General features: G+C 66.3%; 22 protein-coding genes. 10 read left to right on the forward strand and 12 right to left on the reverse strand.

All coding sequences use genetic code 11. The features are described 5' to 3' along the window. Positions 1-26: 26 nt before the first annotated feature. Positions 27-1,430 carry a protein adenylyltransferase SelO family protein gene (locus tag LDN95_RS14515; protein ID WP_226018309.1) on the reverse strand — a complete coding sequence of 468 codons (1,404 nt, stop codon included), beginning with the start codon at positions 1,428-1,430 and terminating at the stop codon, positions 27-29. 140 nt (positions 1,431-1,570) lie between these two features. Between LDN95_RS14515 and LDN95_RS14520 the strand changes: the two genes are divergently transcribed. The 4 genes from LDN95_RS14520 to LDN95_RS14535 all read left to right on the forward strand — a co-directional run bounded on the left by LDN95_RS14520 (position 1,571) and on the right by LDN95_RS14535 (position 5,913). After that, positions 1,571-2,449, forward strand: coding sequence for an alpha/beta fold hydrolase (locus LDN95_RS14520; protein ID WP_226018310.1), 879 nt, complete (start codon positions 1,571-1,573; stop codon positions 2,447-2,449). 10 nt (positions 2,450-2,459) lie between these two features. Continuing rightward, positions 2,460-3,599, forward strand: coding sequence for a glycosyltransferase family 4 protein (locus LDN95_RS14525; protein WP_226018383.1), 1,140 nt, complete (start codon positions 2,460-2,462; stop codon positions 3,597-3,599). Between the two features lie 173 nt (positions 3,600-3,772). After that, the gene (locus tag LDN95_RS14530; protein WP_226018311.1) at positions 3,773-4,528 is read left to right on the forward strand and encodes a tetratricopeptide repeat protein; all 756 of its coding nucleotides are present in this window, start codon (positions 3,773-3,775) and stop codon (positions 4,526-4,528) included. A 23-nt stretch (positions 4,529-4,551) separates the two neighbouring features. Then, positions 4,552-5,913, forward strand: a complete 1,362-nt coding sequence (locus LDN95_RS14535) for a PQQ-like beta-propeller repeat protein (RefSeq protein WP_226018312.1) — start codon at positions 4,552-4,554, stop codon at positions 5,911-5,913. 93 nt (positions 5,914-6,006) lie between these two features. Here the strand turns inward: LDN95_RS14535 and LDN95_RS14540 are convergent, their stop codons facing one another. Both LDN95_RS14540 and LDN95_RS14545 read right to left on the reverse strand, forming a co-directional pair. Then, positions 6,007-6,459 carry a hypothetical protein gene (locus tag LDN95_RS14540; protein ID WP_226018313.1) on the reverse strand — a complete coding sequence of 151 codons (453 nt, stop codon included), beginning with the start codon at positions 6,457-6,459 and terminating at the stop codon, positions 6,007-6,009. A gap of 89 nt (positions 6,460-6,548) precedes the next feature. Beyond that, a complete protein-coding gene (locus tag LDN95_RS14545; RefSeq protein ID WP_226018314.1) occupies positions 6,549-6,902 on the reverse strand; it encodes a c-type cytochrome in 354 nt (117 codons plus the stop codon). Between the two features lie 232 nt (positions 6,903-7,134). On the opposite strand from LDN95_RS14545, the gene LDN95_RS14550 reads away from it, so the two are divergent. Then, entirely contained in the window at positions 7,135-8,502 is a 1,368-nt protein-coding gene (locus tag LDN95_RS14550) for an isoprenylcysteine carboxylmethyltransferase family protein (protein WP_226018315.1), read from the forward strand. A gap of 8 nt (positions 8,503-8,510) precedes the next feature. Here LDN95_RS14550 and LDN95_RS14555 read toward each other — a convergent pair whose 3' ends face one another. The 3 genes from LDN95_RS14555 to LDN95_RS14565 form a co-directional block, all read right to left on the reverse strand. Further along, the gene (locus tag LDN95_RS14555; protein ID WP_226018316.1) at positions 8,511-8,813 is read right to left on the reverse strand and encodes a putative quinol monooxygenase; all 303 of its coding nucleotides are present in this window, start codon (positions 8,811-8,813) and stop codon (positions 8,511-8,513) included. 20 nt (positions 8,814-8,833) lie between these two features. Beyond that, positions 8,834-10,222 (reverse strand): glutamate--cysteine ligase, encoded by a 1,389-nt coding sequence (locus LDN95_RS14560; protein WP_226018317.1) that lies wholly within the window; start codon positions 10,220-10,222, stop codon positions 8,834-8,836. 83 nt (positions 10,223-10,305) lie between these two features. After that, positions 10,306-11,052, reverse strand: coding sequence for a 16S rRNA (uracil(1498)-N(3))-methyltransferase (locus tag LDN95_RS14565; protein WP_226018318.1), 747 nt, complete (start codon positions 11,050-11,052; stop codon positions 10,306-10,308). Positions 11,053-11,101: 49 nt separating this feature from the next. Between LDN95_RS14565 and ubiA the strand changes: the two genes are divergently transcribed. After that, positions 11,102-12,013 (forward strand): 4-hydroxybenzoate octaprenyltransferase, encoded by a 912-nt coding sequence (gene ubiA / locus LDN95_RS14570; RefSeq protein WP_226018319.1) that lies wholly within the window; start codon positions 11,102-11,104, stop codon positions 12,011-12,013. Between the two features lie 6 nt (positions 12,014-12,019). Here ubiA and LDN95_RS14575 read toward each other — a convergent pair whose 3' ends face one another. The 4 genes from LDN95_RS14575 to LDN95_RS14590 form a co-directional block, all read right to left on the reverse strand. Beyond that, positions 12,020-15,460, reverse strand: a complete 3,441-nt coding sequence (locus tag LDN95_RS14575; RefSeq protein ID WP_226018384.1) for a chromosome segregation SMC family protein — start codon at positions 15,458-15,460, stop codon at positions 12,020-12,022. Positions 15,461-15,510: 50 nt separating this feature from the next. Then, positions 15,511-16,269, reverse strand: coding sequence for a thioredoxin domain-containing protein (locus tag LDN95_RS14580; RefSeq protein WP_226018320.1), 759 nt, complete (start codon positions 16,267-16,269; stop codon positions 15,511-15,513). A 98-nt stretch (positions 16,270-16,367) separates the two neighbouring features. Beyond that, the gene (locus LDN95_RS14585; protein ID WP_226018321.1) at positions 16,368-17,099 is read right to left on the reverse strand and encodes a thioredoxin domain-containing protein; all 732 of its coding nucleotides are present in this window, start codon (positions 17,097-17,099) and stop codon (positions 16,368-16,370) included. 8 nt (positions 17,100-17,107) lie between these two features. Continuing rightward, the gene (locus tag LDN95_RS14590; RefSeq protein WP_370631694.1) at positions 17,108-17,698 is read right to left on the reverse strand and encodes a DUF721 domain-containing protein; all 591 of its coding nucleotides are present in this window, start codon (positions 17,696-17,698) and stop codon (positions 17,108-17,110) included. A 14-nt stretch (positions 17,699-17,712) separates the two neighbouring features. Between LDN95_RS14590 and LDN95_RS14595 the strand changes: the two genes are divergently transcribed. Genes LDN95_RS14595 through LDN95_RS14610 form a run of 4 tightly spaced genes read left to right on the forward strand, consistent with a single transcriptional unit; the run spans position 17,713 to position 21,803 of the window. Continuing rightward, positions 17,713-18,882 (forward strand): A/G-specific adenine glycosylase, encoded by a 1,170-nt coding sequence (locus tag LDN95_RS14595; RefSeq protein WP_226018323.1) that lies wholly within the window; start codon positions 17,713-17,715, stop codon positions 18,880-18,882. Then, positions 18,872-20,212 (forward strand): serine hydrolase, encoded by a 1,341-nt coding sequence (locus tag LDN95_RS14600; RefSeq protein WP_226018324.1) that lies wholly within the window; start codon positions 18,872-18,874, stop codon positions 20,210-20,212. Before LDN95_RS14595 ends, LDN95_RS14600 begins: the two co-directional genes overlap by 11 nt. Beyond that, positions 20,209-21,093 carry an NAD(+) diphosphatase gene (gene nudC, locus LDN95_RS14605; protein WP_226018325.1) on the forward strand — a complete coding sequence of 295 codons (885 nt, stop codon included), beginning with the start codon at positions 20,209-20,211 and terminating at the stop codon, positions 21,091-21,093. The genes LDN95_RS14600 and nudC overlap by 4 nt, the downstream gene beginning before the upstream one ends. Then, positions 21,090-21,803 carry a DsbA family oxidoreductase gene (locus LDN95_RS14610; RefSeq protein WP_226018326.1) on the forward strand — a complete coding sequence of 238 codons (714 nt, stop codon included), beginning with the start codon at positions 21,090-21,092 and terminating at the stop codon, positions 21,801-21,803. The genes nudC and LDN95_RS14610 overlap by 4 nt, the downstream gene beginning before the upstream one ends. 22 nt (positions 21,804-21,825) lie before the next feature. Here LDN95_RS14610 and LDN95_RS14615 read toward each other — a convergent pair whose 3' ends face one another. Then, positions 21,826-22,218, reverse strand: a complete 393-nt coding sequence (locus tag LDN95_RS14615; protein WP_226018327.1) for a DUF1489 domain-containing protein — start codon at positions 22,216-22,218, stop codon at positions 21,826-21,828. A gap of 13 nt (positions 22,219-22,231) precedes the next feature. Beyond that, positions 22,232-23,713: a magnesium transporter gene (mgtE, locus tag LDN95_RS14620; RefSeq protein WP_226018328.1), complete on the reverse strand. Its 1,482-nt coding sequence runs from the start codon at positions 23,711-23,713 to the stop codon at positions 22,232-22,234. Positions 23,714-23,719: the final 6 nt, after the last annotated feature.

Here is a 23,719-nt window from a genome sequence, read left to right on the forward strand (position 1 = left end):
GCCAAAGCATGCGATCAATATCTCGATCAATCCGTTGTGGTGAGATTTCCGGGCCTGAGTGGTGGTCCCATCGCCTCGCCCAGACGGCGGACGGCGGCGATCTTGGCGTTGAACGCGGACCAGTCGTCCGCCTCGGCGATCGGCGCCCAGATGGCTTCCACCTCGTCGATCAGCATGGCTTGCGGCGCGGGATCGGACCAGTACGGGTGGGCAAGCGCGCCGTCGACAGGGTGATAGCCCGACATTGCGTCGGCCAGCGCACCATTTGTCGCTCGCCCTCCGCGATGGGCGAAGAAGAACGCATCCGGACCCGCCCCGGTCTCGACCATTGCCGCCTCGCACGCCGCGATCAGGGCCGTGTCCGCCTCGCTTCCGCGTGATTTGACGCCGAGCCGCCAGCACCACCGGCGCGCCATCGCCTGCTGATACAGTGCGGGAAAGCGGTTGAGTGCCTCGATCAACGGTGGTGCGTCCTCGATCAGTCGCAGTGCTACTGCCAGTTGTCCGCAGTTCCAGTGCAGCGTCTGCGGCTGGCGGCCAAAGGCATAAAGCCCGTGCTCGTCGAAATAGGCGGCGGTGAAACTGGCGTCCCAGCGCGGCAGCCAGCGCCAGGGGCCGTAATCGAAACTCTCGCCCGACACGTTCATGTTGTCGGTATTGAGCACGCCGTGCACGAAGCCCGCCACCATCCACGATGCCGCAAGGTCCGCCAGCCGCTCGACCACGAGGTTGAGCAGGCGCGTTGCTGGACTGGTCCGGTCTTCGTCCATGGCATCCGGTGCCGCCGATCCCGGGAAGTTTGCGAGGCAATAGGCGACCAGTTGCGCCATCTCGTCGGGCGCTTCGAGCGCCATCAGCCGCTGGAACGTACCGATGCGGATGTGGCCGTGGCTCAACCGCACCAGCACCGCTGAGCGGGTGGGCGAGGGCTCGTCACCGCGATAAAGTGCTTCGCCCGTCTCGATCACGCTGAAACTGCGGCTGGTGTTGACACCCAGCGCTTCGAGCAGTTCGGTGGCCAGAACCTCGCGCACCGCGCCCTTCAACGTCAGTCGGCCGTCGCCCCGGCGGCTCCATGGCGTTTGCCCCGAACCCTTGGTGCCAAGGTCGAGCAGCCGGTCGTCGCCATCGAGCATCTGGGCGAACAAAAAGCCGCGCCCGTCGCCAAGGTCGGGGTTGTAGACCTGAAACTGGTGACCGTGATAGCGCAACGCCAGTGGCTGCGGCAGATTGTCGGGCAGCGGTTCGAACCGTCCGAAGTGGCGCAGCCATGCAGCATCGTCCAGACCGGCCAGACCCACCGTGGCCGCAGCGCGATCGTTGCGAAAGCGCAGGATGGTTTCGGGGAAGTCGGCGGCGCGGACCGGATCGCCAAGCCAGTCGGCCAGCGTGCGGATGCGGGGGGCGGCGCGATAGGTCGGGATCGTCATGCTGCCCTTAGTGGGGGCGCAGGCGGTTGGCCGCAAGCGGCGCCCTTGCGAATCGACGCTTTTGCCCCCAACCCCCAAAGGGCCCGATGCGCCGACCTGGCGTGAGCAGGGAACCGTAGGCAGGGAACTGGGCGACGTTCATGGCGCAATTCGAGACGGGCAGTTGGACCAGCCGCGACGGGCTGACCTTGCGATACCGCGATTATGCGGGCGGTGCGGATGGGGCTGACGCCGCGCAACGGCCTGCGATCCTGTGCCTGCATGGCCTCACGCGGAACGCCCGTGATTTCGAGCAACTGGCCGGGCGGCTGGCGGGGCATTGGCGGGTGATCTGTCCCGACATGCGCGGTCGCGGTGAAAGCGACTATGCCCGCGATCCGATGACCTACAATCCGGCGCAGTACCTTGACGACCTTGAACAGCTTTTGGCCCAACTGGGGCTTGTACGGTTCGTTGCCATCGGCACGTCGTTGGGCGGGTTGCTGACCATGTTGCTGGCTGCCAGTGGGGGCGGGCGGATTGCGGGGGCGGTGCTCAACGACGTGGGGCCGGTGGTCGAGGAAGCCGGCCTTGCGCGCATTCGCGATTACGTAGGCAGCGGGCGCAGCTTCGAAACGTGGATGCATGCGGCGCGCGGCCTGAAGGACACCAATGCCGCGATCTATCCCGACTACACGCTGGAGGACTGGTTGCGCATGGCCAAGCGGCTGATGGTGGTCAACGATGCCGGGCGGATCGTGTTCGACTATGACATGAAGATCGGCGAACCATTCGAAATACCCGGAGGTGCGACCCCTGCGGTCGATCTTTGGCCACTGTTCGATGGGCTTGCCTCGGCGCCGCTGCTGCTGGTGCGGGGCGAAACCTCGGACATCCTGTCTGCCGAAACCGCCGCGATGATGGCGGCGCGCAATCCGGCGATGGCGCATCTGGTGCTGCCGCGTATTGGCCACGCCCCGACGCTGGATGAACCTGCCAGCATCGCCGCTATCGACGCGCTGCTGGCGCAAGTTGGCTGAGGGTACCGGAATGACCCGCCGCTTGCGCGTGCTGCACTTGCATTCGACCTTCAACGCAGGGGGCAAGGAACGGCGCTGCGTCGCGTTGATCAACCGCTTTGGCAGGGACGTGGACCACGCCATCGTCTCGGCAGAGCCGGGGTCGATGGGCGCGATGGCGCTGATCGAGCCGGGCTTGTCGGTGCACGTGCCGTTCGGCTTTCCGGCGCTGGCCGGGCGGTGGGGCGTGCGTCGCCTGCAAACCCTGGCGCGGGCGATGCGCGGGTTCGACCTGATTCTGACCTACAACTGGGGCGCGATGGATGCCTGTATGGCACATGCGCTGTTTGGCCCGGCGCAAGGGCTGGCGCCGCTGATCCATCATGAGGATGGCTTTAACGCGGACGAGGCGAACGGGCTCAAGCGCAGCCGCAACTGGTATCGCCGGTTCGCGCTGGCGCGGGCATCGGCGGTGGTCGTGCCCTCGACGATGCTGGAAGGCATCGCGCTGGATGTTTGGGCGCAACCGCCAGGCAAAGTGCAGCGTATTGCCAACGGCATTCCCACCGCGCGCTATGGCGGCAAGGGCAAGCCCGATGCACTGCCCCGCGTGATCAAGCGGCGCGACGAGAAGTGGCTCGGGACACTAGCCGGCCTTCGCCCGGTCAAGAACCTCCCTCGGCTGGTGCGCGCCTTTGCCGCGATGGACGAACGCTGGCATCTGGTGATCGTGGGCGAGGGGCCGGAACGCGGGGCCATCATGGATGAAGCGATGCGGCTGGATATCGGCCATCGCGTGCTGATGCCCGGCCACATTGCCGATCCGGCGCAGGCGATCGCGCTGTTCGATCTGTTCGCGCTGTCGTCCGACAGCGAGCAGGCGCCGCTGTCGGTGATCGAGGCGATGGCCGCCGGGCTTGCCGTTGCCAGTCCTGCGGTGGGCGATGTGGCGGCGATGGTGGCCGACGCGAACGCCCCGTTCATAACCCCGGCCGGTGACGAAGCGGCGCTGGCGGCCGCGCTGGCGGCGCTTGCCCAAGACGACGGGCTGCGCGCGCGATTGGGCGCGGCCAACCAGACGCGCGCCTGCGCCGAGTTCGACGAGGCGACGATGGTTGCCCGCTACGCCGCTCTTTACGCACGCGTGCTTGGGCGCGAGGCGTTCCCCTGATGCCGTCTCAGCGCCGCACCACTTCACCAATGGTTCATGCCGGGTGCCCGACAGCGGGAAAGATGCGAAATGGCCGGTTGAAATGGCGCGGTTCTCCGCTAAACCGCCCACTATCGCCAGTTTTGACGATAAACCCGTTTTGATCTTGTCCTGTTCCAGCCGAAAGCGCAGTCTTGGCTCTTCTACCGACAAACCCGAAATCGCTCGCTGAGCGCCAGGCCGAACGCAAGATTGCACAGGACAATGTGTTCCTGCGCGAAGTCGATGATGCGCTGCGTGAAGACGATGCTGCCCGGCTGTTGCGCCGCTATGGCCGCCCGGTCGGCGTAGCCGTGGTTGCAGGGCTTGTCTCGCTGGCTGGATGGCTATGGTACGACAACCACCGGGCTTCCGTGGCCGGCGAACATGGCGAACAGTTCGTCGTGGCGCTCGACCAGCTTGAGGGCGGACGCGGCGATCTTGCCGACAAAAGCTTTGCCAAGCTCGCCACCGATGGTGGCCCCGGCTATGGCGCGGCAGCGCGGTTGATGCAGGCCGGACTGGCGTTGCAGGCAGGCAAGCGCGACGATGCGGTCAAGCTCTATGCCGCCGTTGCCACCGACAGCGCTGCGCCCAAGGCCTATCGCGACCTCGCGGTGATCCGCGAAGTCACCGCGCAGTTCGACAACATGCCGCCGCAGCAGGTGATCGACCGGCTCAAGCCGTTTGCCGTGCCGGGCAATCCGTGGTTCGGCAGCGCAGGCGAATTGGTCGCTATCGCGTACCTGAAGCAGGGCAAGGGCGATCTGGCCGGCCCGTTGTTCGCCGCGATCGCCAAAGACAAGGACGTGCCCGATACGCTCCGGCGGCGCTCGCGCCAGCTGGCCGCGCAACAGGGCATCGACGCCATCGAAGACCCGACTGCCGCCGTGCAGTTGAGCGCGCAATAATCACGAGGATGCCGATACCTGCCATGATCCGTGCCATCCCTGTCCGCGGTGTTTCCGCCATTTCCATTCGTTCGCTGGCCGTCGCCGGTTCCGTCGCATTGGCGCTTGCATTGGGCGGATGCGGCGCCACCAAAGGCAAGGTCAAGACTACCCCGACCGTCGGCCAGCGGGTGCCGATCCTGTCGCGGATCGAGGCCGGAACCAAGATCGACGATGCACTGAACGGCATCTCGGTGGTCTTGCCTCCGCCGGTCGCCAATACCGACTGGGCGCAGGCAGGCGGATCGGCGTCCAAGGCATCGGGCCATCTGGCGATCGGCGCCGCACCGCAGAAGGCGTGGAGCGTCGGCATTGCCGGGTCGAGCCCCAAGCAGCGGCTGGCCGCTGCGCCAGTCATCGGGGATGGCCGGTTGTTCGTGATGGATACCGAAGGACTGGTTCACGCCTATTCCGCCGATTCGGGGCATGAGCAATGGACTGCCAGCTTCCGCCTGCCCGATTCCAGCTCGTCGGTGTTCGGCGGTGGTGCTGCATTCGATGATGGCGTGGTCTACATCACGACCGGGCTTGGCGAAGTCGCGGCGCTCGACGCAGCCAGCGGCAAGATCAAGTGGCGGGTCAAGCCATTGGGCCCGCTGCGCGGATCGCCGACGATCGGGTTCGGCGGCGTCTATGTCATGACGCAGGACAACCAGATCGCCGCGCTCAACAGCGCCGATGGCACCTTGCTGTGGAACGAATCCGGCTCGGTCGCGCTTACCGGGGTGTTCGGCGTGGCCGCTCCCGCCGCCGGACAGGGTACGATCGTTGCGGGCTACAGCTCGGGCGAACTGGTGGCGTACCGGTATGAAAACGGTCGCCAACTCTGGTCCGATGCGCTGGCGCGTACCTCGATCGCGACATCGGTTTCGACGCTGACCGACATCGACGCCGATCCGATTATCGAGCGTGGCCGCGTCTATGCGCTGGGTCAGGGTGGTCGCATGGCGGCTTATGAACTGGTCACCGGCCAGCGCATCTGGGAATTGAACCTTGCGGGCATTTCCACCCCGGCGATCTCGGGCGAGTGGATCTTTACGCTGACTGACGAGGCCAAGCTGCTGGCCATCGTCAAGGGCACCGGCAAGGTGAAGTGGATGGTCCAGTTGCCGCACTTCCAAAGCGAGAAGAAGAAGAAGGGCCCGATCTTCTGGACTGGCCCGGTGCTCGCCGGAAACCGCCTGTGGCTGGCCAATTCGCGCGGTGAGATCGCTTCGGCCTCGGTCACCGATGGCAGCCTAAGCCATCTTGGCAAGGTCGGCTCGTCGGTGTCGCTGGCGCCGGTGGTGGCCAATGGCACGCTTTATGTGCTCGACGACGGCGGCAAGATCACCGCATTCCGCTAAACGGCACCGACACATCCCGCCCTGACCGGAGGACCGCTATCGGGTAGCGCCGATAGCGATTTGATCGGCGGGAAAGTCGTGGGGAGCGGACGTTCACCTACGCTTGTTAGCTTGCTCCTGCAAAAAGTGCTGGGCGCAAGGTAGATAGGCTTGGTTGTCCAACAATCCCGTCGAACTGCCAATGACGCTGGCACTTCCGCACTCAGGGCATTTAGCAGTCCAACGCTTCACCCGGTTTTGCTTTTCCGGGGCAGTCCACTCGTCCTTCCATTCAGTCACCTGCTTTGAGCTGAATAGGGCGCAGCAGGAAACGCATCCAGCATACTTGCTATCTTCCACTTCCCGCCGGTTGCCGACGGTGTGGAGCCGAATTTCTGCTATCAGCTCTAGTTCTGTTTTCTGCTTCATGGGTGAAGGGATGCCCGACCAGCGGATCGTCCGCAACTGGGCGTAAGCCGCTTTAGGGGCAATGTCCGCAATGTTGTCGTGTCCGGAAAGTCCGCTTCCAGCGATAAATGGCGGAAAGCTGCCGCGCCTCTCCATCATTCCTTCGCCCCCTTGTAACCGTCACCCCGGGCTTGGCCCGTGGTGACAATCGCTCAGGGAGATTGGTGTCGCTGATGCCGCTCCGATCCCTATTTGGCAGGCAGGCTGGCAAGGTAGGCCGACAGGGCGGCGACATCTTCGTCGCCCATCGTCGCGGCTACGGCGGCCATCTGCTGGGCATTGCCGCCGCTGACTTTGCCGGCGCGGTATAGCTGCAATCGCGCGCTCAGTTCTGCTACTGGCCGACCGGCGAGCGCGGGTGCCGGTACCTTTCCGCGATAATCCGCGCCGTGGCATCCGGCACAGGCATAACCGCCGAACTCGCCCCAGTTCTCGGCCAGTTCCTTGCCCTTGACCGGATCACCTGTGGCCGCAGGCGCCGCCGCAACTGCGAGTAGTAGCGCAGGAATGGCAAACAGACGGCGGCGGGGCGCGAAGGTCATGGCAGGGTATCCTTTGGCATGCCGGAACCTGCTGGACGGACCGAACCTCTCACAGGTGGTGATTGGGACGAAACGAGCCTGGCAGGCATCAGCGGCAGAGAATTGCCACGTACCCGCAGTCCTCGCAACGGTGAACGGCTACAGTTTGATCGGGGCAGGTTGGGGCTTGCCAGCCCCGCGATCTGGCCCCATTCACGTTTTCCTCAACTTTGCGCCTTAGGAATTCCGGGCGATGAAGACCATTCCACCCCGTCCGCAAAGTGACGTATCTGCCGCCGTTGGGCTGGTCGGCCTGATCGGCCTGCTGGTGTGGCTGGCGATCTGTCGGAACTGGGACAGTCTGGCGCCGCTGATCGGTCTGCCAGCGGGCGGCGGTCGGCTCAATGGTGCGGATGCCGCCTTGTTGGCGGTGATCTGGTCGGGCACGCCGATGGTGCTGTGGTCGGTGCTGGTCGACAAAGTGCACTTGCGCGAATCGACCGGGATCGACTGGGCGCAGCCCCGGCCCTTGCCCGAGGTGGTCGACATCTCGATCACCAAGATCGCCGGATTGTGGGCCACCTGGTCGCTGATCGGCTTCATCTATTGCCTTGGCCGCTGGTATTGGCGTGGGCCTTACCTGTTCGCGATGGACGTGCTCGGCACTTCGGCGCCGCTGCTGTACCTTGGCGCCATCCCCTATGTGCTGTGGCTCGACCGCGTGCTGCGCAATCCGCGCGATGGTGCGTGGCATTTCGGCGCGATGCTGATCGGGCGCGAAGCTTATGACCTTGAGCAGGTGTGGAACCACTTGCGCGCCTGGGCGGTGAAGGGCTTTTTCTGCGCCTTCATGTTCTCGATCCTGCCGGGCGGGTTCATCGCAGCGGTGCAGTTCGACTGGGCCAGCGTGCCGCACGATCCGATGCAAGTGGCCAATGCACTGATCAATTTCATGTTCATGATCGACGTGCAGATCGCGATGGTTGGCTACCTGCTGACGGTAAAGCCGCTCGACGCGCAGATCCGCAGCGCCAATCCCTATCTGGCGGGATGGGTGTCGGCGTTGCTGTGCTACCCTCCGTTCATCATGATGGGCGGCGGAGCGGTGCTCGACTACCACCAGAACACCGCCGATTGGTCCTACTGGCTTCAGGGTTATCCGGCGCTGCTGTGGTTGTGGGCGGCGCTGATGGTCACGCTGACCGGAATCTATGCCTGGGCGACGGTGGCGTTCGGCCTGCGCTTTTCCAACCTGACCTATCGCGGCGTGCTGACCAACGGGCCCTACGCATGGACCCGGCACCCTGCCTACATCTCAAAGAACGCGTTCTGGTGGCTGGTAACGCTGCCGTTTCTGGCGACGTCGGGTTCGCTGGTCGATGCCGTGCGCAACACGCTGACCCTGGGTCTGGTCAGCGCGGTCTATTTCTGGCGCGCCAAGACCGAGGAAAAGCATCTGCTGGCCGAGGACGCCAAGTACCGCGAATACCACGCCTGGATGGCGCAGCACGGGTTCATCACGTCGCGGCTGGAGTGGCTTTGGCGATTGGTGGCAAACCGCCGCCGGATCGTCCCGCAGGCCCCGCTTGACGGGTCGCCAGCGGAACAACCGGCAGAGTAAATCGCAAGCTAGACCGCGATACCTTCATCCGTTTCGAAAATGCGGATGTTGCGATCGCTCAAGGTCAGCAGTTCCGAACGCTCGGCTGCCCAGACCTTCATGTGATCGGTGCGGAAATGGGCATCAAGCGCGGCCCGATCGCGCCACTTTTCCGAAATGCGGAACAAGCCCGGATCGAACAGATCCTGCGCATAGGCATATTCGATGCAACCGTCCTCGGCGCGGGTGGCGGTGACGACCTTTTCGGCCAGCGGCCTTGCAGCTTCCACTTGTTCGGGCGGCAGGCGGAAACTTCCCATCACGATGATCATCGACATCCCTCCCGTAAGTATCAGAAACTCTTGGCTTCGTAGACCTTGGACAGATCCTTGCCCCATGCACCGTTGTACAGGTCAAGCAGGGACTCGGACGGGGACTTGCCGCGCGCAACGATCTCGTCGAGCGGCACCAGATAGCCGGTCTCGTTGTCGCCCGCCGCGTTAAGCCGCCCGCGCGCCGACAAGCCTGCGCGCGCGATGTCGAGTACTTGCGCGGCAATATCGCGCAAGGTGCCGCCGCCGCCGTTGAACGAATCGGGCAGCGGCGCGTTCAGGCCAAGCCGGGGCACTTCGGCGCGCAGGCGTTCGCGCCCGTCCATGTCCCAACCCTTGACCAAGTCCCATGCGGCATCGAGCGCGGTCTGGTCATAGAGCAGGCCCACCCACAGCGCTGGCAGGGCGCAAATGCTGCTCCACGGCCCGCCATCGGCGCCGCGCATCTCAAGGAACGACTTGAGCCGCACTTCGGGGAAGGCGGTGGACAGATGGTCGGTCCAGTCCGACGCTACCGGCAGTTCGCCGGGCAGCGCGGGCAGTTCGCCCTTCAGGAAATCGCGGAACGACTGGCCCGAAGCGTCGATGTACTTGCCATCGCGATAGACGAAGTACATCGGCACATCGAGCATGTAGTCGACATACCGATCGTAGCCGAAACCATCTTCGAACACGAAATCCAGCATGCCGGTGCGCGCCGGGTCGGTATCGGTCCAGATGTGGCTGCGATAGGACTGGTAGCCGTTCGGCTGACCTTCCAGAAACGGTGAATTGGCGAACAGCGCGGTCGCCAGCGGCTGCAGGGCCAGGCTGACGCGGAACTTCTGCACCATGTCCGCCTCGCTCGAATAGTCGAGGTTGGTCTGGATCGTGCAGGTGCGCAGCATCATGTCGAGCCCCATCGTGCCAACGCGGGGCATGTGGCGCAGCATGATCTCGTAGCGGCCTTTGGGCATGATCGGCAGCTCGGCGCGGGTCTTGTCGGGCCACAGACCAAGCCCGAGGTAGCCCAGGCCAAGCCGGTCGCCGACGGTCTTGACTTGCGCCAGATGGCGGCCGGTTTCGGCGCAAGTTTCGTGCAGATTTTCGAGCGGCGCACCCGACAGTTCAAGCTGGCCGGCAGGCTCAAGACTGATCGCGCCGTCGCTGCCCGACATGGCGATCACGTTGCCGCCTTCCAGCACCGGCTCCCAGCCGAATTCCTCAAGCCCCAGCAGCAAGTCGCGGATGCCGCCCGGTTCTTCATAGGATGGGGCGCGGTGGTCGGCCTTGCGGTAGACCAGCTTCTCGTGCTCGGTGCCGATCCGCCAGCGTCCGCGCGGCTTTTCTCCCTTCTGCATCGGGGCCACGAGCTCCGCGCGGCTTTCGATGAAGGGTTCGTTGCTATCTGAAACCTGTCGCGTGCTCATGGCCGGGCCCTAGATCGTAAAGCGGTTTCGTTCCAGTGGAATTGTCATGCGGTCGGGTACGTGTGCCGTCAAAGGCGGCTACTTCAGACCCAATCGCCACACAGCGCCATCCACAACCCCAGCGCCGCGATCGACGCCGTTTCACCGCGCAGGATGCGTGGCCCCAGCGCGATGGGCACGGCGGCAGGATGTGCGCGAATCGCGGTGCGCTCGGTATCGTCAAAACCGCCTTCGGGGCCGACCAGCAATGCCGCAGGGCCAGGATGCGCGGTAAAGGCGCGCGGGGCCGGTTCGCCGCCGTTTTCGTCGGCAAAGAACAGCGTGCGGCCTTCGGGCCAGTCGCGCAGCAGGGCGTCGAGCCTGACCGGCTCGGCCAGCGCTGGAAGTGCAGTGCGCGCGCATTGCTCCGCCGCCTCGGTCACAATGGCGCGGGCGCGCTCGGCATTGAGCTTGTCGGCCACGCAGCGTCGGGTCAGCACCGGGCGGATTGCGGCCACGCCCAGTTCGGTCGCCTTTTCCAGCACCAGATCGAAGCGGTCCTTTTTCAGCAGTGCGGGGCACAGCCAAAAGTCTGGCACCGCCTCGCGCCGGCGCAACTGCCGCTCCACTCGCAGCCCCAGATCACGTTTGCCTACCGCCTCGACCGTTGCCAGCCATTCGCCGGTCAGATCATCGCACAGGATCACCGCATCGCCCGTGCCGGTGCGCATGACCTTGCCCAGATAGTGCGCTTGCGGGCCATCCAGCGCCACGCCAGCGCCTTCGGCCAGCGGACCGGGCACGAACAGGCGGGGTGCCGACTTTGGCGGCCAAGCGGGGGTGGCGGGCATAGGTGACAGGCTCTAGCCGATCCGATGGCGCGGCGCTATGCCGCGCACGATGACCGACACGCCACAGATCGTTCCCGACAGCGAACACAAGGGCCTTGTCGCGCGCTTGCCGCTGACCTTGCGCAACTATGCGCTGCTGGCCCGGTTCGACCGCCCGATCGGCTGGTGGTTGCTGTTCTGGCCTTGTGCGTGGGGGCTGTTCCTCGCTGGGGGGATCGATCGTTGGGGCATCCTTGCGTGGATGCTGCTGGGCGCGATCGCCATGCGTGGGGCGGGTTGTGTCTATAACGACATCGTGGACGCTGATCTCGATGCCCGCGTGGCGCGCACCGCCAGCCGCCCGATCGCCAGCGGCGCGGTCAGCAAGAAGGCGGCATGGATCTGGCTGCTGACGCTGGCGGCAGTCGGGCTGATCGTGCTGTTGCAGCTGCGCTGGCAGGCGCAAGTGGTCGCGCTCGGCAGTCTGGCGCTGGTTGCCGCTTATCCGTTCATGAAGCGCATCACCGGCTGGCCACAGGCGTGGCTGGGGCTGGTGTTCACGTGGGGCGCGCCGGTCGGCTGGATCGAGGCGACGGGTTTCGACCGACTCGCGCCGCTCGGCCTGCTCTATGCGGGCTGCTGGGCGTGGTGCATGGGTTATGACACGATCTATGCCCTGCAGGACCGAGAGGATGACGCGCTGGTGGGCATCGGCTCGTCCGCGCTGTCGTTCGGGCGGCACGTGAAGGCCGGCGTGGCGGTGCTTTACGGCTTCGCGCTGGCCTGCTGGGCTGGAGCAGTGTGGCTGGTGCGGCCCGATGCGCTGGCACTGCTGGCGCTGCTGCCGATTACGGCGCACCTTGGCTGGCAGGTGCTGACGCTGAAGGAAGATGGCACCGACCCACTCACCAAGTTCCGCTCCAACCGCTTTGCCGGTGCGCTAATGGCGGCGGCGTGTTTCGTGGTGGGCGGGGCGGGCTGAGCCCGGTCAGCCTGCTGTCGCCAGCAGTGCCTCTGCGCCGCCAAGATCCACGCTGACCAGCCGCGAAACGCCCTTTTCGACCATCGTTACACCGAACAGGCGGTGCATCCGGCTCATCGTCACGGCGTTGTGGGTGACGATCAGGTAGCGAGTCCTGGTTTCGCCGACCATCGCATCGAGCATGTCGCAGAAGCGTTCGACGTTGGCGTCATCCAACGGCGCGTCCACTTCGTCGAGCACGCAGATCGGGGCGGGGTTGGTCAGGAACAGCGCGAAGATCAGCGCCACGGCGGTCAGCGCCTGCTCCCCGCCCGACAGCAGCGTCAGCGATTGCAGCCGCTTGCCCGGCGGCTGGGCAAAGATTTCAAGGCCCGCTTCAAGCGGATCGTCGCTGTCGACCAGCGCCAGATGCGCTTCACCCCCGGCGAACAGGCGGGTGAACAGGCGGCGGAAATGGCCATCGACGGCGTTGAAAGCGGCGCGCAACCGTTCGCGCCCTTCACGGTTGAGGTTGCCGATCGAGCCGCGCAACCGATTGACCGCTTCGGTCAGTTCGGCTTGATCGGCCAGACTTTTGGCCAGCGTCCCTTCCACTTCGGCCAGTTCGTCGGCGGCAACCAGATTGACCGCGCCGATCCGCTCGCGCTCGGCGACCAGTCTGTCATGTTCGGCGGATTCGTGCGCCGCGCTGCCGACTTCTGCGGCGGTAAAGCCAAGCCGGCCGGGCAGCAACGGCGGCGGACACTGAAAGCGCTCGCCCGCCATCACAGCCATTTCCTGACGGCGCTGATCCTCTGCTTCGGCTCGGGCGGCGGCACCAGCGCGCGCTTCGCGCGCGCTGGCAAGGCGTTCGGCGGCGTGGGCAAGGCCCGCCTCGGCAGCCCGCGCGGCAGCTTCGGCGCCTGCCATCGTGGCGTCAGCGGTGGCCAGATCGCGGCCGATCCTCTCGCGGATGGCGCGTGCTTCGGAAAGCTCGGTGCGCAAGCCCTCGGGTTTGGCGGCGATCACCGCGCGTTCTTCGTCCAGTTCTGCGGCGCGGTTGGCCATCTCGGCGAGCCGTCGGGCCGCCTCCCCAGCGCGCGATTGCCAACTGCGGATATCGCTTTTCAGCGAAGCGAGCCGCTCGCGCCCGACCGCGATCGTCTGGTCCTGCGCCGCCAGCATGGCGATGGCCGATTGGTGCGTGCTGCGCGCGGCAGCGTTGTGGGCGCGCGTGGCTTCGCCTTGCGCGCGACCGATCGCCGGATCGGGCAGTGCGGCGCGGCGTTCCTCGGCCTCACGCAGTTCTGCGGTCGCAACGTCACGCTGCTCGGCAAGATCGGCACTGGCCCGCGCCAGTTCGGCCTCGCGCGACTGCCGCCGGGTAAGGGCGGCCTGGGCGGCATCGAGCGAGCGCAGCGCGGTGCGTTCGGCTTCGGCAGCGCTGGCCAGCGCACGCTCCGCTTCGGCCAGCTCGGCCTGCACGCGCGCCAGTCCGGTGCGGGCGGCCTCGTCTGCCGCTTGTGCTGCGGCCATGGTGGCGCGGCGGGGCGGCAACAGCGCTTCGAGTTCGGTCAGGCGGTTCTCAGCCTCAAGCATGGCCGCTTCGGCGGCACCCTCACCGCGCGCGACGAACCCATCCCAGCGGCGCAAGTGTCCAGCCGGTGTTACCAGCCATTCGCCGGGCTCCAGCGCTTGCCCGCTGTCCTCTGCCGCAACTCGCACCAGCGCCAGCCGCGCGGTCAGTTCTGGCGCGCAAGCGCTGACATGATGCGCCAGCGAATCGGCGAGCGGGGCAGGCGCCGTGGCGCCGGTCCAGAAGCGCCCCTCAACGCCATCGGGCAGGGGACCGACCGGTGCTGCCGCATCGCGCCCCAGCACGGCGGCAAGCGCCCGTTCCCAGCCCGGGGCGATGCGGGTGCTGGCGATGGCGCCTGGGCGCTGGCCCTTTGCCGCCGCGGCCCGCTCGCGCGCGGCCTTGTCGCGGGCAAGCGCCTCGGCCTCACGCTCCACACCGGCAAGGTCGGCGCGGGCTGTGGCGAGCGTGTTGGCGGCGCTGTCGCGCGCGCGGGTCAGTTCCTCGCGCTCTACGGTCAGGGCATCGCGCGAGGATTGCGCAGCGGCGAGCGCCTGCGCGGCTGCGGTTTGGGCAGCTTGGGCAGCAGCGATCTGCACCGTCGGGTCGGGTTCGCGGCCAAGCGCTGCGGTCTGCCCGGCAAGGCGCTGGGTGTCGGCCTCGAACCGGGCGACGCGGTTGCGTGCAGCGGCGACGGCCGCTTCGGCCACACGCCATTCGGCGTCGGCTCCGGCCTGTTCGGCCACCTTTTGCGCCAGTGCCAGTTCGGCAGCGCGCGCTGCCTGATCGGCGGCGTCTTGGGCGGTGACGAGCGCGGGACGGCGGGCTGCCGCCTCTGCCAGCGCCTGCTCGGCGCTGCCCAGATCACCTTCCAGCCGGGCGAGCGCGCTGGCCGCATCGGTCGTCAGCCGGTCGGCCTGTGCGCGGTCGGCGGCGATGCGCTGCACTTGCCGGTCGATGTCCGCGAGGCGCTGTTCTGCCCCTTCGAGTTGCGCGGTCAGCCCGGCCAGCCGCTGGTCGAGTGCGGCGGCATCCTGCCTGCGATCGAATTGCACTTCGCGCGCTTCGCTCAGCGCCGCTTGCGCGTGATGCTGCGCCGCTTGAGCGGCGTTTGCGGCGCCTTGAGCTTCGGTCACGGCGGCTTCGGCTGCCTGCGCCTCGGCGCGAGCGGCATCGGCGGCGGCGGCGGCATCGCGCCAGCGGGCAAAGATCAGTCGCGCCTCGGCGACCTTGATCTTGTCTGCCACGGCGCGATAGCGTTCGGCCGCGCGCGCCTGACGGCGCAGAGTGGTGATCTGGCTTTCCAGCCCGCCCAGCAGGTCGACCAGCCGCGCAAGGTTGGCCTCGGTGGCGCGCAGGCGATTTTCGGCATCGCGACGCCGCACATGCAACCCGGCGATGCCCGCCGCTTCTTCGAGCATCATCCGCCGTTCAGCGGGCTTGGCGGCGATGACCGCAGCAATGCGGCCTTGGCTGACCAGTGCCGGGCTGTGCGCCCCGGTGGCAGCATCGGCAAAGACCAGCGCCACGTCGCGCGCGCGCACATCCTTGCCGTTGAGGCGATAGGCGCTGCCCGCGCCGCGCTCGATCCGGCGGACGACTTCCAGTTCACCGGCCCATGGTCCTTGCGGGTCGGTCTCGCAGGTCAGCGTGACTTCGGCAAAGGCGCGCGCCGGGCGGCTGGCGGTGCCGGCAAAGATCACGTCCTCCATCCCGCCGCCGCGCAAGGATCGCGCCGAGCTTTCGCCCATGACCCAGCGGATCGCTTCGAGCAGGTTGGACTTGCCGCAGCCGTTGGGGCCGACCACGCCGGTCAGGCCCGGCGCGATGTGCAGTTCGGCGGGTTCGACAAAGCTTTTGAAGCCCGACAGCTTGAGCCGTCGGAACTGCATCGCCACCCTGTCGCCACCCCCCTCGGTCATGGCGCCTCAGCCCGGCTGGATCAGCGCGCGCCCGCGCGCTTGAGGATCGGCTCGAGCTGTTCCCAGGTTGCCACGTCAAGGTTGCGGCCGTTGAGGATGAACGAGGGCGTGCCGGTGATCTGGTACTGGTCGGTAGCCTTCTGCACGCCTTCGGCCAGCGTCGTGGCGGTCTTGGTGTTGGCCAGGCACTGCAGCGCCTGATCCTTGGCCACCCCGCGCGCGGCGAAGAAATCGACCAGCCCGCCCCTTGCACCGATCACCGGGAACAGCTTGTCCTCGGACAGGGTGGCGATCGACGGATCCTTGCCCAGCGCTTCGAGACCGGCGAAGATATCCTTCTGGTTCGCATAGACCTGTTCGGTCAGCCCATAGAAGGCGTCGGGGCTGCTGCACCGCGTCAGCATGGCCATCGTGGTGTCGTACTTGTCGCGCACGAAGTTACGGAATTCGAGGCTGACGCGCCCGCTGGCGACATAAGTGTCGCGCAACGTCGGCAGGCCCTTTTCCGAAAACTCGGCACAGTGCGGACAGGTGAGCGAACCGTATTCGATCAGCTTGAGCGGGGCGTTGGGATTACCCATCAGGTAACCGCCCTCGGGCGTCTGTGTGACCACGTCTGCCCAGGCCTTGCCCGCAGGCGGAGCGACGGCGGCCAGCGGCGCAGCATCGGCGACGGAAGCGGCGTCATCCTTCTTGCCGCAGGCGCCAAGGCCCAGCGAGAGCGTGAACGCAAGAGGCAGGGCAAGCAGCAGCGCAAGGCGGTTACGGGCGCGGGTCATCGTCGGTCGGGCTTTCCGTTTGCTGGCCGGTCATGAAGGCGACCGGATAAGACTGGGAACAGGGTTTGGTATAATGGGATCGTGGACCGGAGCTACGCTCAGTGCAGGCGCGCTTCAAGCTGTGGCTTGAGCCCGGCCCAATTGGCGGTTCCGGCCAGCGGCACGCCGTTGAGCACGAAGGCCGGGGTGCCGCGCACGAAATCCTTTTCGACCGCGTCCTGCGTGTGCCGGGTGGCGCGTTCAGCCAGCGCCCGATCGGCGAGACAGCGGTCGAGTTCGGGGCGGCCGTAACCGCGTGCCTCCATCAGGTCATACAGCTTCAGGTCGCTGGCGATGGCGCGCATGCGCGTGGCGAAGTCGGGGTTGGACCAGCGCGCCTTCTGCGCTTCGTTCATGGACATCGCCGGGGCGGTCCATTCGTCCTGTCGGCGCAGCAACATCAGGTGGTTGCCCAGAAATTTCTCGGGCGGGCCGCATTCGGCGAGCAAGGTGGCGACAACGTCGATCGCGTTGCGCAGGAACGGTCGCACCTCAAGCGCGCCCTTGCCGGTATCGATCATGCCGACCTTGAGCGGAACTTCGGATTCCTTGTCGAATTCGGCGCAGTGCGGGCAGGTGTAGCTGATGTAAGTGATCAGCCGGACCGGTGCGGCAGGGTTGCCAAGGATATAGCTGTCCTGCGGGGTCCGCGTGACTTTGGCGCCCCACCCGCCGCTGGCGACGACGCGCGCTGCGGGCTTGGGCGCCAGGGGCTTGCGCGCCGGGGCTGCCGCGGTGAGCAGGCCGACGCCAGCCAATGCGGCGATGATCGTGGTCAAGACCTTCAACACGCGGTGCCTCACTTGCTTTTGTCCCTGTTTTTGCCTGTCGCCGCTGCGGCGGCTTGCGCATTCACTTCGCCCAAGCTGCGCGCCAGCGATTCGAGCACGGTGCGTAGCTCGGGATCGCCGATATCGCGCAAGCTGTCGCCCAGTTCCATCGGGATCGGCTTGAGCGAAGGCGGTGCGGCGCGGGTAGTCTCAAGCGCGGCTGTGCCTGCCGGTGCCTGAACGGCGCCTTGCCGCAGCTTGACGCGGGCCACTGCGCGATAGCCGAAGAAGCGGTTAACCCGTTCGATGATCTCGGGCACTACGTGGCTGATCAAGGGAGCATGGGCCGGCGTCACTACAAGTTGCAGGATGCCTTCCGACTTTTCACCGGGGGGGAAGCGGATCGATTCGGGGGTGCAGTGCCGGGCATGGCGGGCGCCCACGATCTCGGGCCAGCGGGTGACCACGCTTGACTGCACGAAGCCGAACCGGCGGAAGGCGGTACGCCCGATCTGCGGCATCAGGTCGGCAATGGCCTTCGCCTCACCGCCCCGTGGCCGTTCCCAGACGCGCCCTGCCGCCGGACCCTTGCGTTCACGTTCCATATGGCTGCGTCCCATGCCATAGCGACGTCATGCAGACCAGTGGCAACCCCGTCCAAAACCCCGCCTTTTCCGCTTTGCCTGAAGAGCGAGACATCGCGGCGGCGCTGCTGGCGTGGTACGATGTCAACGCGCGCAGCCTGCCATGGCGCTGCCCGCCGGGAACCAGGGCGGGATCTTCGGCCAATGCGCCTTTGCCCGATCCCTATCGCGTTTGGCTGTCCGAAGTGATGCTGCAACAGACCACCGTTGCGGCGGTCGGACCCTATTTTGCGCGCTTTACCGAACGCTGGCCGACTGTAGCGGATCTGGCCGCTGCCGACGACGCCGATGTCATGGCGGCATGGGCCGGGCTTGGCTATTATGCGCGCGCGCGCAACCTGCTGGCTTGCGCGCGCGAAGTGGCTCGGCTCGGAGCCTTTCCCGATACCGAGGAGGAGTTGCGCAACCTGCCCGGCCTTGGCGCCTATACCGCCGCGGCGGTGGCGGCGATCGCGTTCGGCCGCCGCGCGGTGGTGGTCGATGCCAATGTCGAGCGGGTGGTGGCGCGGCTGTTCGCCATCGACACGCCGCTGCCCGGTGCGCGGCCTGCCTTGCGCGCGGCGACCGACAGCATAACCCCCGACCAGCGCGCGGGAGACTTCGCACAGGCGATGATGGACCTTGGCGCCAGCCTGTGCAGCGTCAAGGCTCCGCGCTGCCTGCTCTGTCCGTTGCGCCCTGCATGTCGTGCAGCGGCGCAAGGCAATCCCGAGCGCTTGCCGGTCAAGGCCGTGAAAAAGGCCAAGCCGGTGCGACAGGGCCGCGCTTTCTGGATCGAGCGTGATGGGGCGGTGCTGCTCGTCACGCGCGCGGGAAAGGGCATGCTGGGTGGCATGCGCGCGCTGCCCGACGATGGCTGGATCGCGCGCGCCGATGGGCACGGCCTCCCGCCAGCGCCCGGCAACTGGACGGCAGGCGGCGTCGTGAGGCACAGTTTCACCCATTTCGATCTCGAATTGCAATTGATGCTTGGCGATTGGCCCGAAACGATTACTTTGCCGCCGGAACTGGAGGCGGCGGGAGAATTCTGGCCGCTCGACCGGATCGAACAGGCCGGTTTGCCTACGGTCTTTGCCAAGGCGGCGCGATTGGCGCTGGCCGGGCAGGATGGTGAGGACAAAAACCGGCCAACGGGCGAAACTTTGGCGGATGGGTGTTGAAACGGTGATGAACGAGCAGGATTTCCACGCGTTTTCGCGGCGTTCGTTTTTGCGTGGCGCAGCTCTGGCGGGGGCTGGTCTGGGCGCAGGTGCGGTGTTTCCGCGCGCGGCATGGGCAGCGCTGCCGCCGGGCGAAGCGGCCTATCCCGCGCTGACCGCGCTGGTCGAAGGCTATGTCGCCAAGGGCACGTTGCCCGGCGTGGTCGCGCTGGTCGGGCGCGGGCAGGACGTGCCGCTGGCAATCGCGCGCGGCGTGCTGACCAAGGGTGAAACTCTGCCTGCCACCATCGACAGTCTTTACCGCGTCTATTCGATGACCAAACCGGTCACCGGCATGGCCGCGATGATCCTGATCGATGAAGGCAAGCTTCGGCTGGACCAGCCACTGGCTGATATCCTGCCGAAGTACGCCAAGATGCAGGTTCAGGTGACGCCCGATGGCTCGATCACCGATTTGCGGCCGGCCAAGGGCCCGATCACCATCCGGCACTTGCTGACGCATACCGCCGGGCTAGGCTACACGATCATGCAAAAGGGGCCGATCAAGGACGCCTATGAGGCGGCAGGATTGGTCCCGGCACAAGTCAGCCACAGTGCCATCCCGGGTCTGTCGGTGCCGCACCCGCTGCCCAGCCTCGCCGAATTTGCCGACAAGCTGGCCGAACAGCCGCTGTTGTATGATCCGGGCACGGTTTGGTCCTATTCGGTCAGCCTCGATCTGCTGGGCCGGGTGATCGAGGTGGTGTCGGGCAAGCCGTTCGACGCCTTCCTGCAAGAGCGGCTGTTCGATCCGTGTGGAATGACCAGCACCGGCTTCCAGGTACCCGCTTCGCAGGCAGAGCGGCTGACCACCAACTATGGCATTGTCAACGGCGCGCTGGTGCCGATCGATCCGGCGGCAAAGTCGATCTATCTCGATAAGCCCGCCTACCCCTATGGCGGCGCCGGTATCGTCACTTCGCCGCGCGATTATGACCGCTTTCTGGCCATGCTGCTGGGCAACGGTGCACTCAACGGTCGGCGCGTGATGAACGAGGCTGCGGTACGTCTGGGGACGAGCGACCTGTTGCCCGAGGGCACCGATACAACCCGCATCTGGGGTCCGAAAACAGGCTTTGGTGCGGGCGGACGCGTTGGTCTGGGCGAAGATGCGGGTACTTACGGCTGGTCGGGCGCGGCGGGCACGGTCGGCTTCATCAACTATCGCACGTCGCTGCGCGCGGGCATCTATGTGCAGTACATGCCCTCGGGCGCGTTGCCGGTGCAAAGCGATTTCACCAAGGCGCTGCTGGCCGATGTGACCAAGACGGGGATCAAGAAGGCAGCATGACCGCCACGACCATCGCCTTTGCAGGCTCGCCGATCGACCGGGCCGACCATATCCGGGGCGATGCCGTGAAGCTTGCCGCCCTGACCGACTGGCGGGCGCGGTTGCTCAAGCTTGACGGGCTGGCCCCGGTCATCTCGCCCGAAGGCGGCCTCGAATGGGGCTCGCTGGCCGAAGCCCATCCGGACGCCGAACTGGTGTTTCTGGGGCTGGATGCGGCAGGCAAGGCGTGCTTTGCCGGGGTTTCTCCGGCGCTGGTGGGCAGTGTCGCACCGCCCGATCCGCGCCTGTGGCAGGTGATGGGCCTGCTGCCCCCTGCCGATCTGGCGACCTATGGCGGGGCCAAGGCTCTGGTCGACTGGCATGCGCGGCACCGCTTCTGCGCACGCTGCGGCAGCGCCACGGTGATCGCCAAGGGCGGTTGGCAGCGTTCGTGCACCAGCACCACCTGCAAGGCCGAACATTTCCCGCGCGTCGATCCGGTCACGATCATGACGGTCGAGCATGAGGGCAACCTCCTGCTCGGTCGCCAGCCGCGCTTCCCGCCGCGCCGCTTTTCAGCGCTGGCCGGGTTCGTCGAACCGGGCGAATCGATCGAAGAAGCGGTGGCGCGCGAAGTGCATGAAGAGGCGGGGGTACGGGTGCGCGACGTGACTTATGTCGCCAGCCAGCCCTGGCCGTTCCCGTCCTCGCTGATGATCGCCTGCCACGCCCATGCCGACGACCCTACGCTGACCATCGACACGACCGAACTGGACGATGCGCGCTGGTTCAGCCGCGAGGAAGTGGTCTATGCCATGTCCGGCGCGGAGGATGGCGGTTTTATCGCCCCGCCGCCCTTCGCGGTGGCGCATCACCTGCTGAAATGGTGGATCGAGCAATGACCGAAGTGGCCGCCAGCGAAGCTGCAAACGTGACCATCGACATCTGGTCCGACGTGATGTGCCCATGGTGCGTCATCGGTACGCGCCAGCTTGAAACGGCACTTGCTGCGCTTGATGGCGAGATTGCGGCCACCATCCGCTTCCACCCGTTCGAACTGAACCCCGACATGCCGCCCGAGGGTGAGGACCAGCGCGCCCATATTATGCGCAAGTATGGCCGTTCGTCCGAACAGGCCGCCGACGGGCGCGAGAAGCTGCGCCAGATCGCGGCGCAGGCGGGCTATTCGTTCGATTACACCGGAACAGGTGAGCCGCCCGCCGCGATGATGTGGAACACGCGCGCCGCGCACAAGCTGCTGGTCCATGCGCTGCGCGATCTGGGTGCGCAGGCGCAAGTGCGCTTGAAGCACGCGCTGTTCGACGCGCATTTCCAGCAGCGGCGCAACGTTTCCGATCCCGAAGTGCTGCTCGACGTGGCCGAACAGGCGGGGCTTGACCGCGCCAAGGCTGCCGCGGCACTGGCCGACGACGAACTGACCGCGATCGTCGAGGCGGGGGAACGGCAGGCGTGGGACTGGAATATCACCGGGGTTCCGGCGATGGTCATCAACGGCAAGTTCCTGATCCCCGGCGCGCAAGACCCGGCGACGTACGCCGGCGCGTTGCGCAAAGTGGTGGCAAGGGAGCGGGAACTGGCCGCACGCGGCTGAGTTCACGGCCGATCGGTGCGGGTCAGACCAACCCCAGTTTCGCCAGTTCGCTGGCCATGTCCGATGGCAGCAGCTGGGCTTCCTCGCCCGAGGCAAGGTCGGCCGGGCAATCTGCCTCTTCCAGATAGCGCCAGCCTTGATGCGCCCGCTTCGGGCGCGGGTAGACGTCGATCAGCCGGGTGGCGATGACGATCTCGGTCCGCCCATCGGGCGCTTCTTCAAAGCCCAGTATCTCGCTGCGCGCGACCAACTGGTGCTTCAGGATCCAGTAGACCGATCCGCCGATCATCTCGTCCGCGCGCTTGGGCCGGTTGCGCGTGGTCAGCCGCGCAACATCGCCCCGGCTGCGGAACCAGCCATGCACTTCCTCAAGCGATTGTGCGCCATAGGCGACCTTGGTCATGCTCAGCGGCATCGGTTACGCGCCCTCAGACCAATCCGGTGACCACGGCCAGGCCGAGGAACGAGAAGAAGCCCATCACGTCGGTCGCCATCGTCACGAAGACTGCCGAGGACACCGCCGGATCGACATTGAGACGGTCGAGCGTGACCGGGACCATGATCCCGGCAAGCCCGGCCACCAGATTGTTGATGATCATCGCCGCGCCGATCACCATACCCAGATGCGGATTGCCGAACAGCAGCGCCGTGCCGGTGCCGATCATCAGGCCCAGCGACAGCCCGTTGGCAATCGCGATGCGCAATTCGCGCAGGACCATCCGCACGGTGTTGGAACTGGTCAACTGGTTGGTGGCGATGGCGCGCACGACGACGGCCAGCGTCTGGGTTCCGGCATTGCCGCCCATGCCCGACACGATCGGCATCAGCACCGCCAGCAGCGCCAATCTGGCGATCGCGCCCTGGAACATGCCGACCACCGAGGACGCGATGATCGCGGTGCCAAGGTTGACCACCAGCCACGACAGGCGCGTGCGCACCGTCAGCAGGATCGGCTCGTTGATGTCGCCTTCGCCCGCGCCCGACAGGCGCAGGATGTCTTCGCTCGCCTCTTCCTGAATGATGTGGACCACGTCGTCGACGGTGATCTGACCGACCAGCCGTCCCGATTCGTCGACCACCGCCGCCGAGATCAGCGCGTACTTCTGGAAGCGCAGCGCGACCTCTTCCTGATCCATCGTCACCGGGATCAGCGTCTGGTCGCGCTTCATCACATCGGCCAGAGCCACGCCGGGAGGCGCGCGCAGCAGCCACGACAACTGGCAGGTGCCGACCGGATGGTGCAGGTGATTGACCACGAACACTTCCCAGAACTCGGTGGCAAGGTCGTCGTCGTCGCGGCGCAGATAATCGAGCAGGTCGCCGACCGACAGGTGTTCGGGCACCGCGATGAAATCGCGGCTCATCAGGCGCCCGGCGGTCTCTTCGGGATAGGCCAGCGCGCTCTCGATGGCGGCGCGGTCCTCGGGCTCCATTTCGGCGAGGACGGCCTGCTGGTCCTCCTCGTCCAGATCCTCGATCAGGGCGACGGCGTCGTCCGTCTCCATCTGCTCGGCAAGGTCGGCGACTTCATCGGGATCGAGTTCTTCGACCAGCTCGTCGCGAACCCAGTCGTTCATTTCGGCGAGCACTTCGCTGCCGAGCAGGTCGTTGATCGCACGCGCGAGATCGGCGCGATAGGTGCCGCCGATCAGCTCGAACAAGTCGGCGATGTCTGCCGGGTGCAGCGGCTCGACCAGATCGTAGACGGTGTCGCGGTCGTCGGCGTCCAGCGCGTCGCACACCTTGCGGATGAACGCGGGCTTCAGCGTGTTGAATTCGTCGAATTCTTCAGGGTCATCGCCGGTCCCGCCGGTGGCCTGAACGGGCAGGAGCGCTTCGGTCACAGCCTCATCGCCGCCGGTCGTGCCGTCGGCGCGGATGATCTCGTCAGGGTAGGCCGGGCGCTCCATGGGGTG

The organism is Novosphingobium sp. FKTRR1 (genome assembly GCF_020404405.1).
Lineage (GTDB): Bacteria > Pseudomonadota > Alphaproteobacteria > Sphingomonadales > Sphingomonadaceae > Novosphingobium.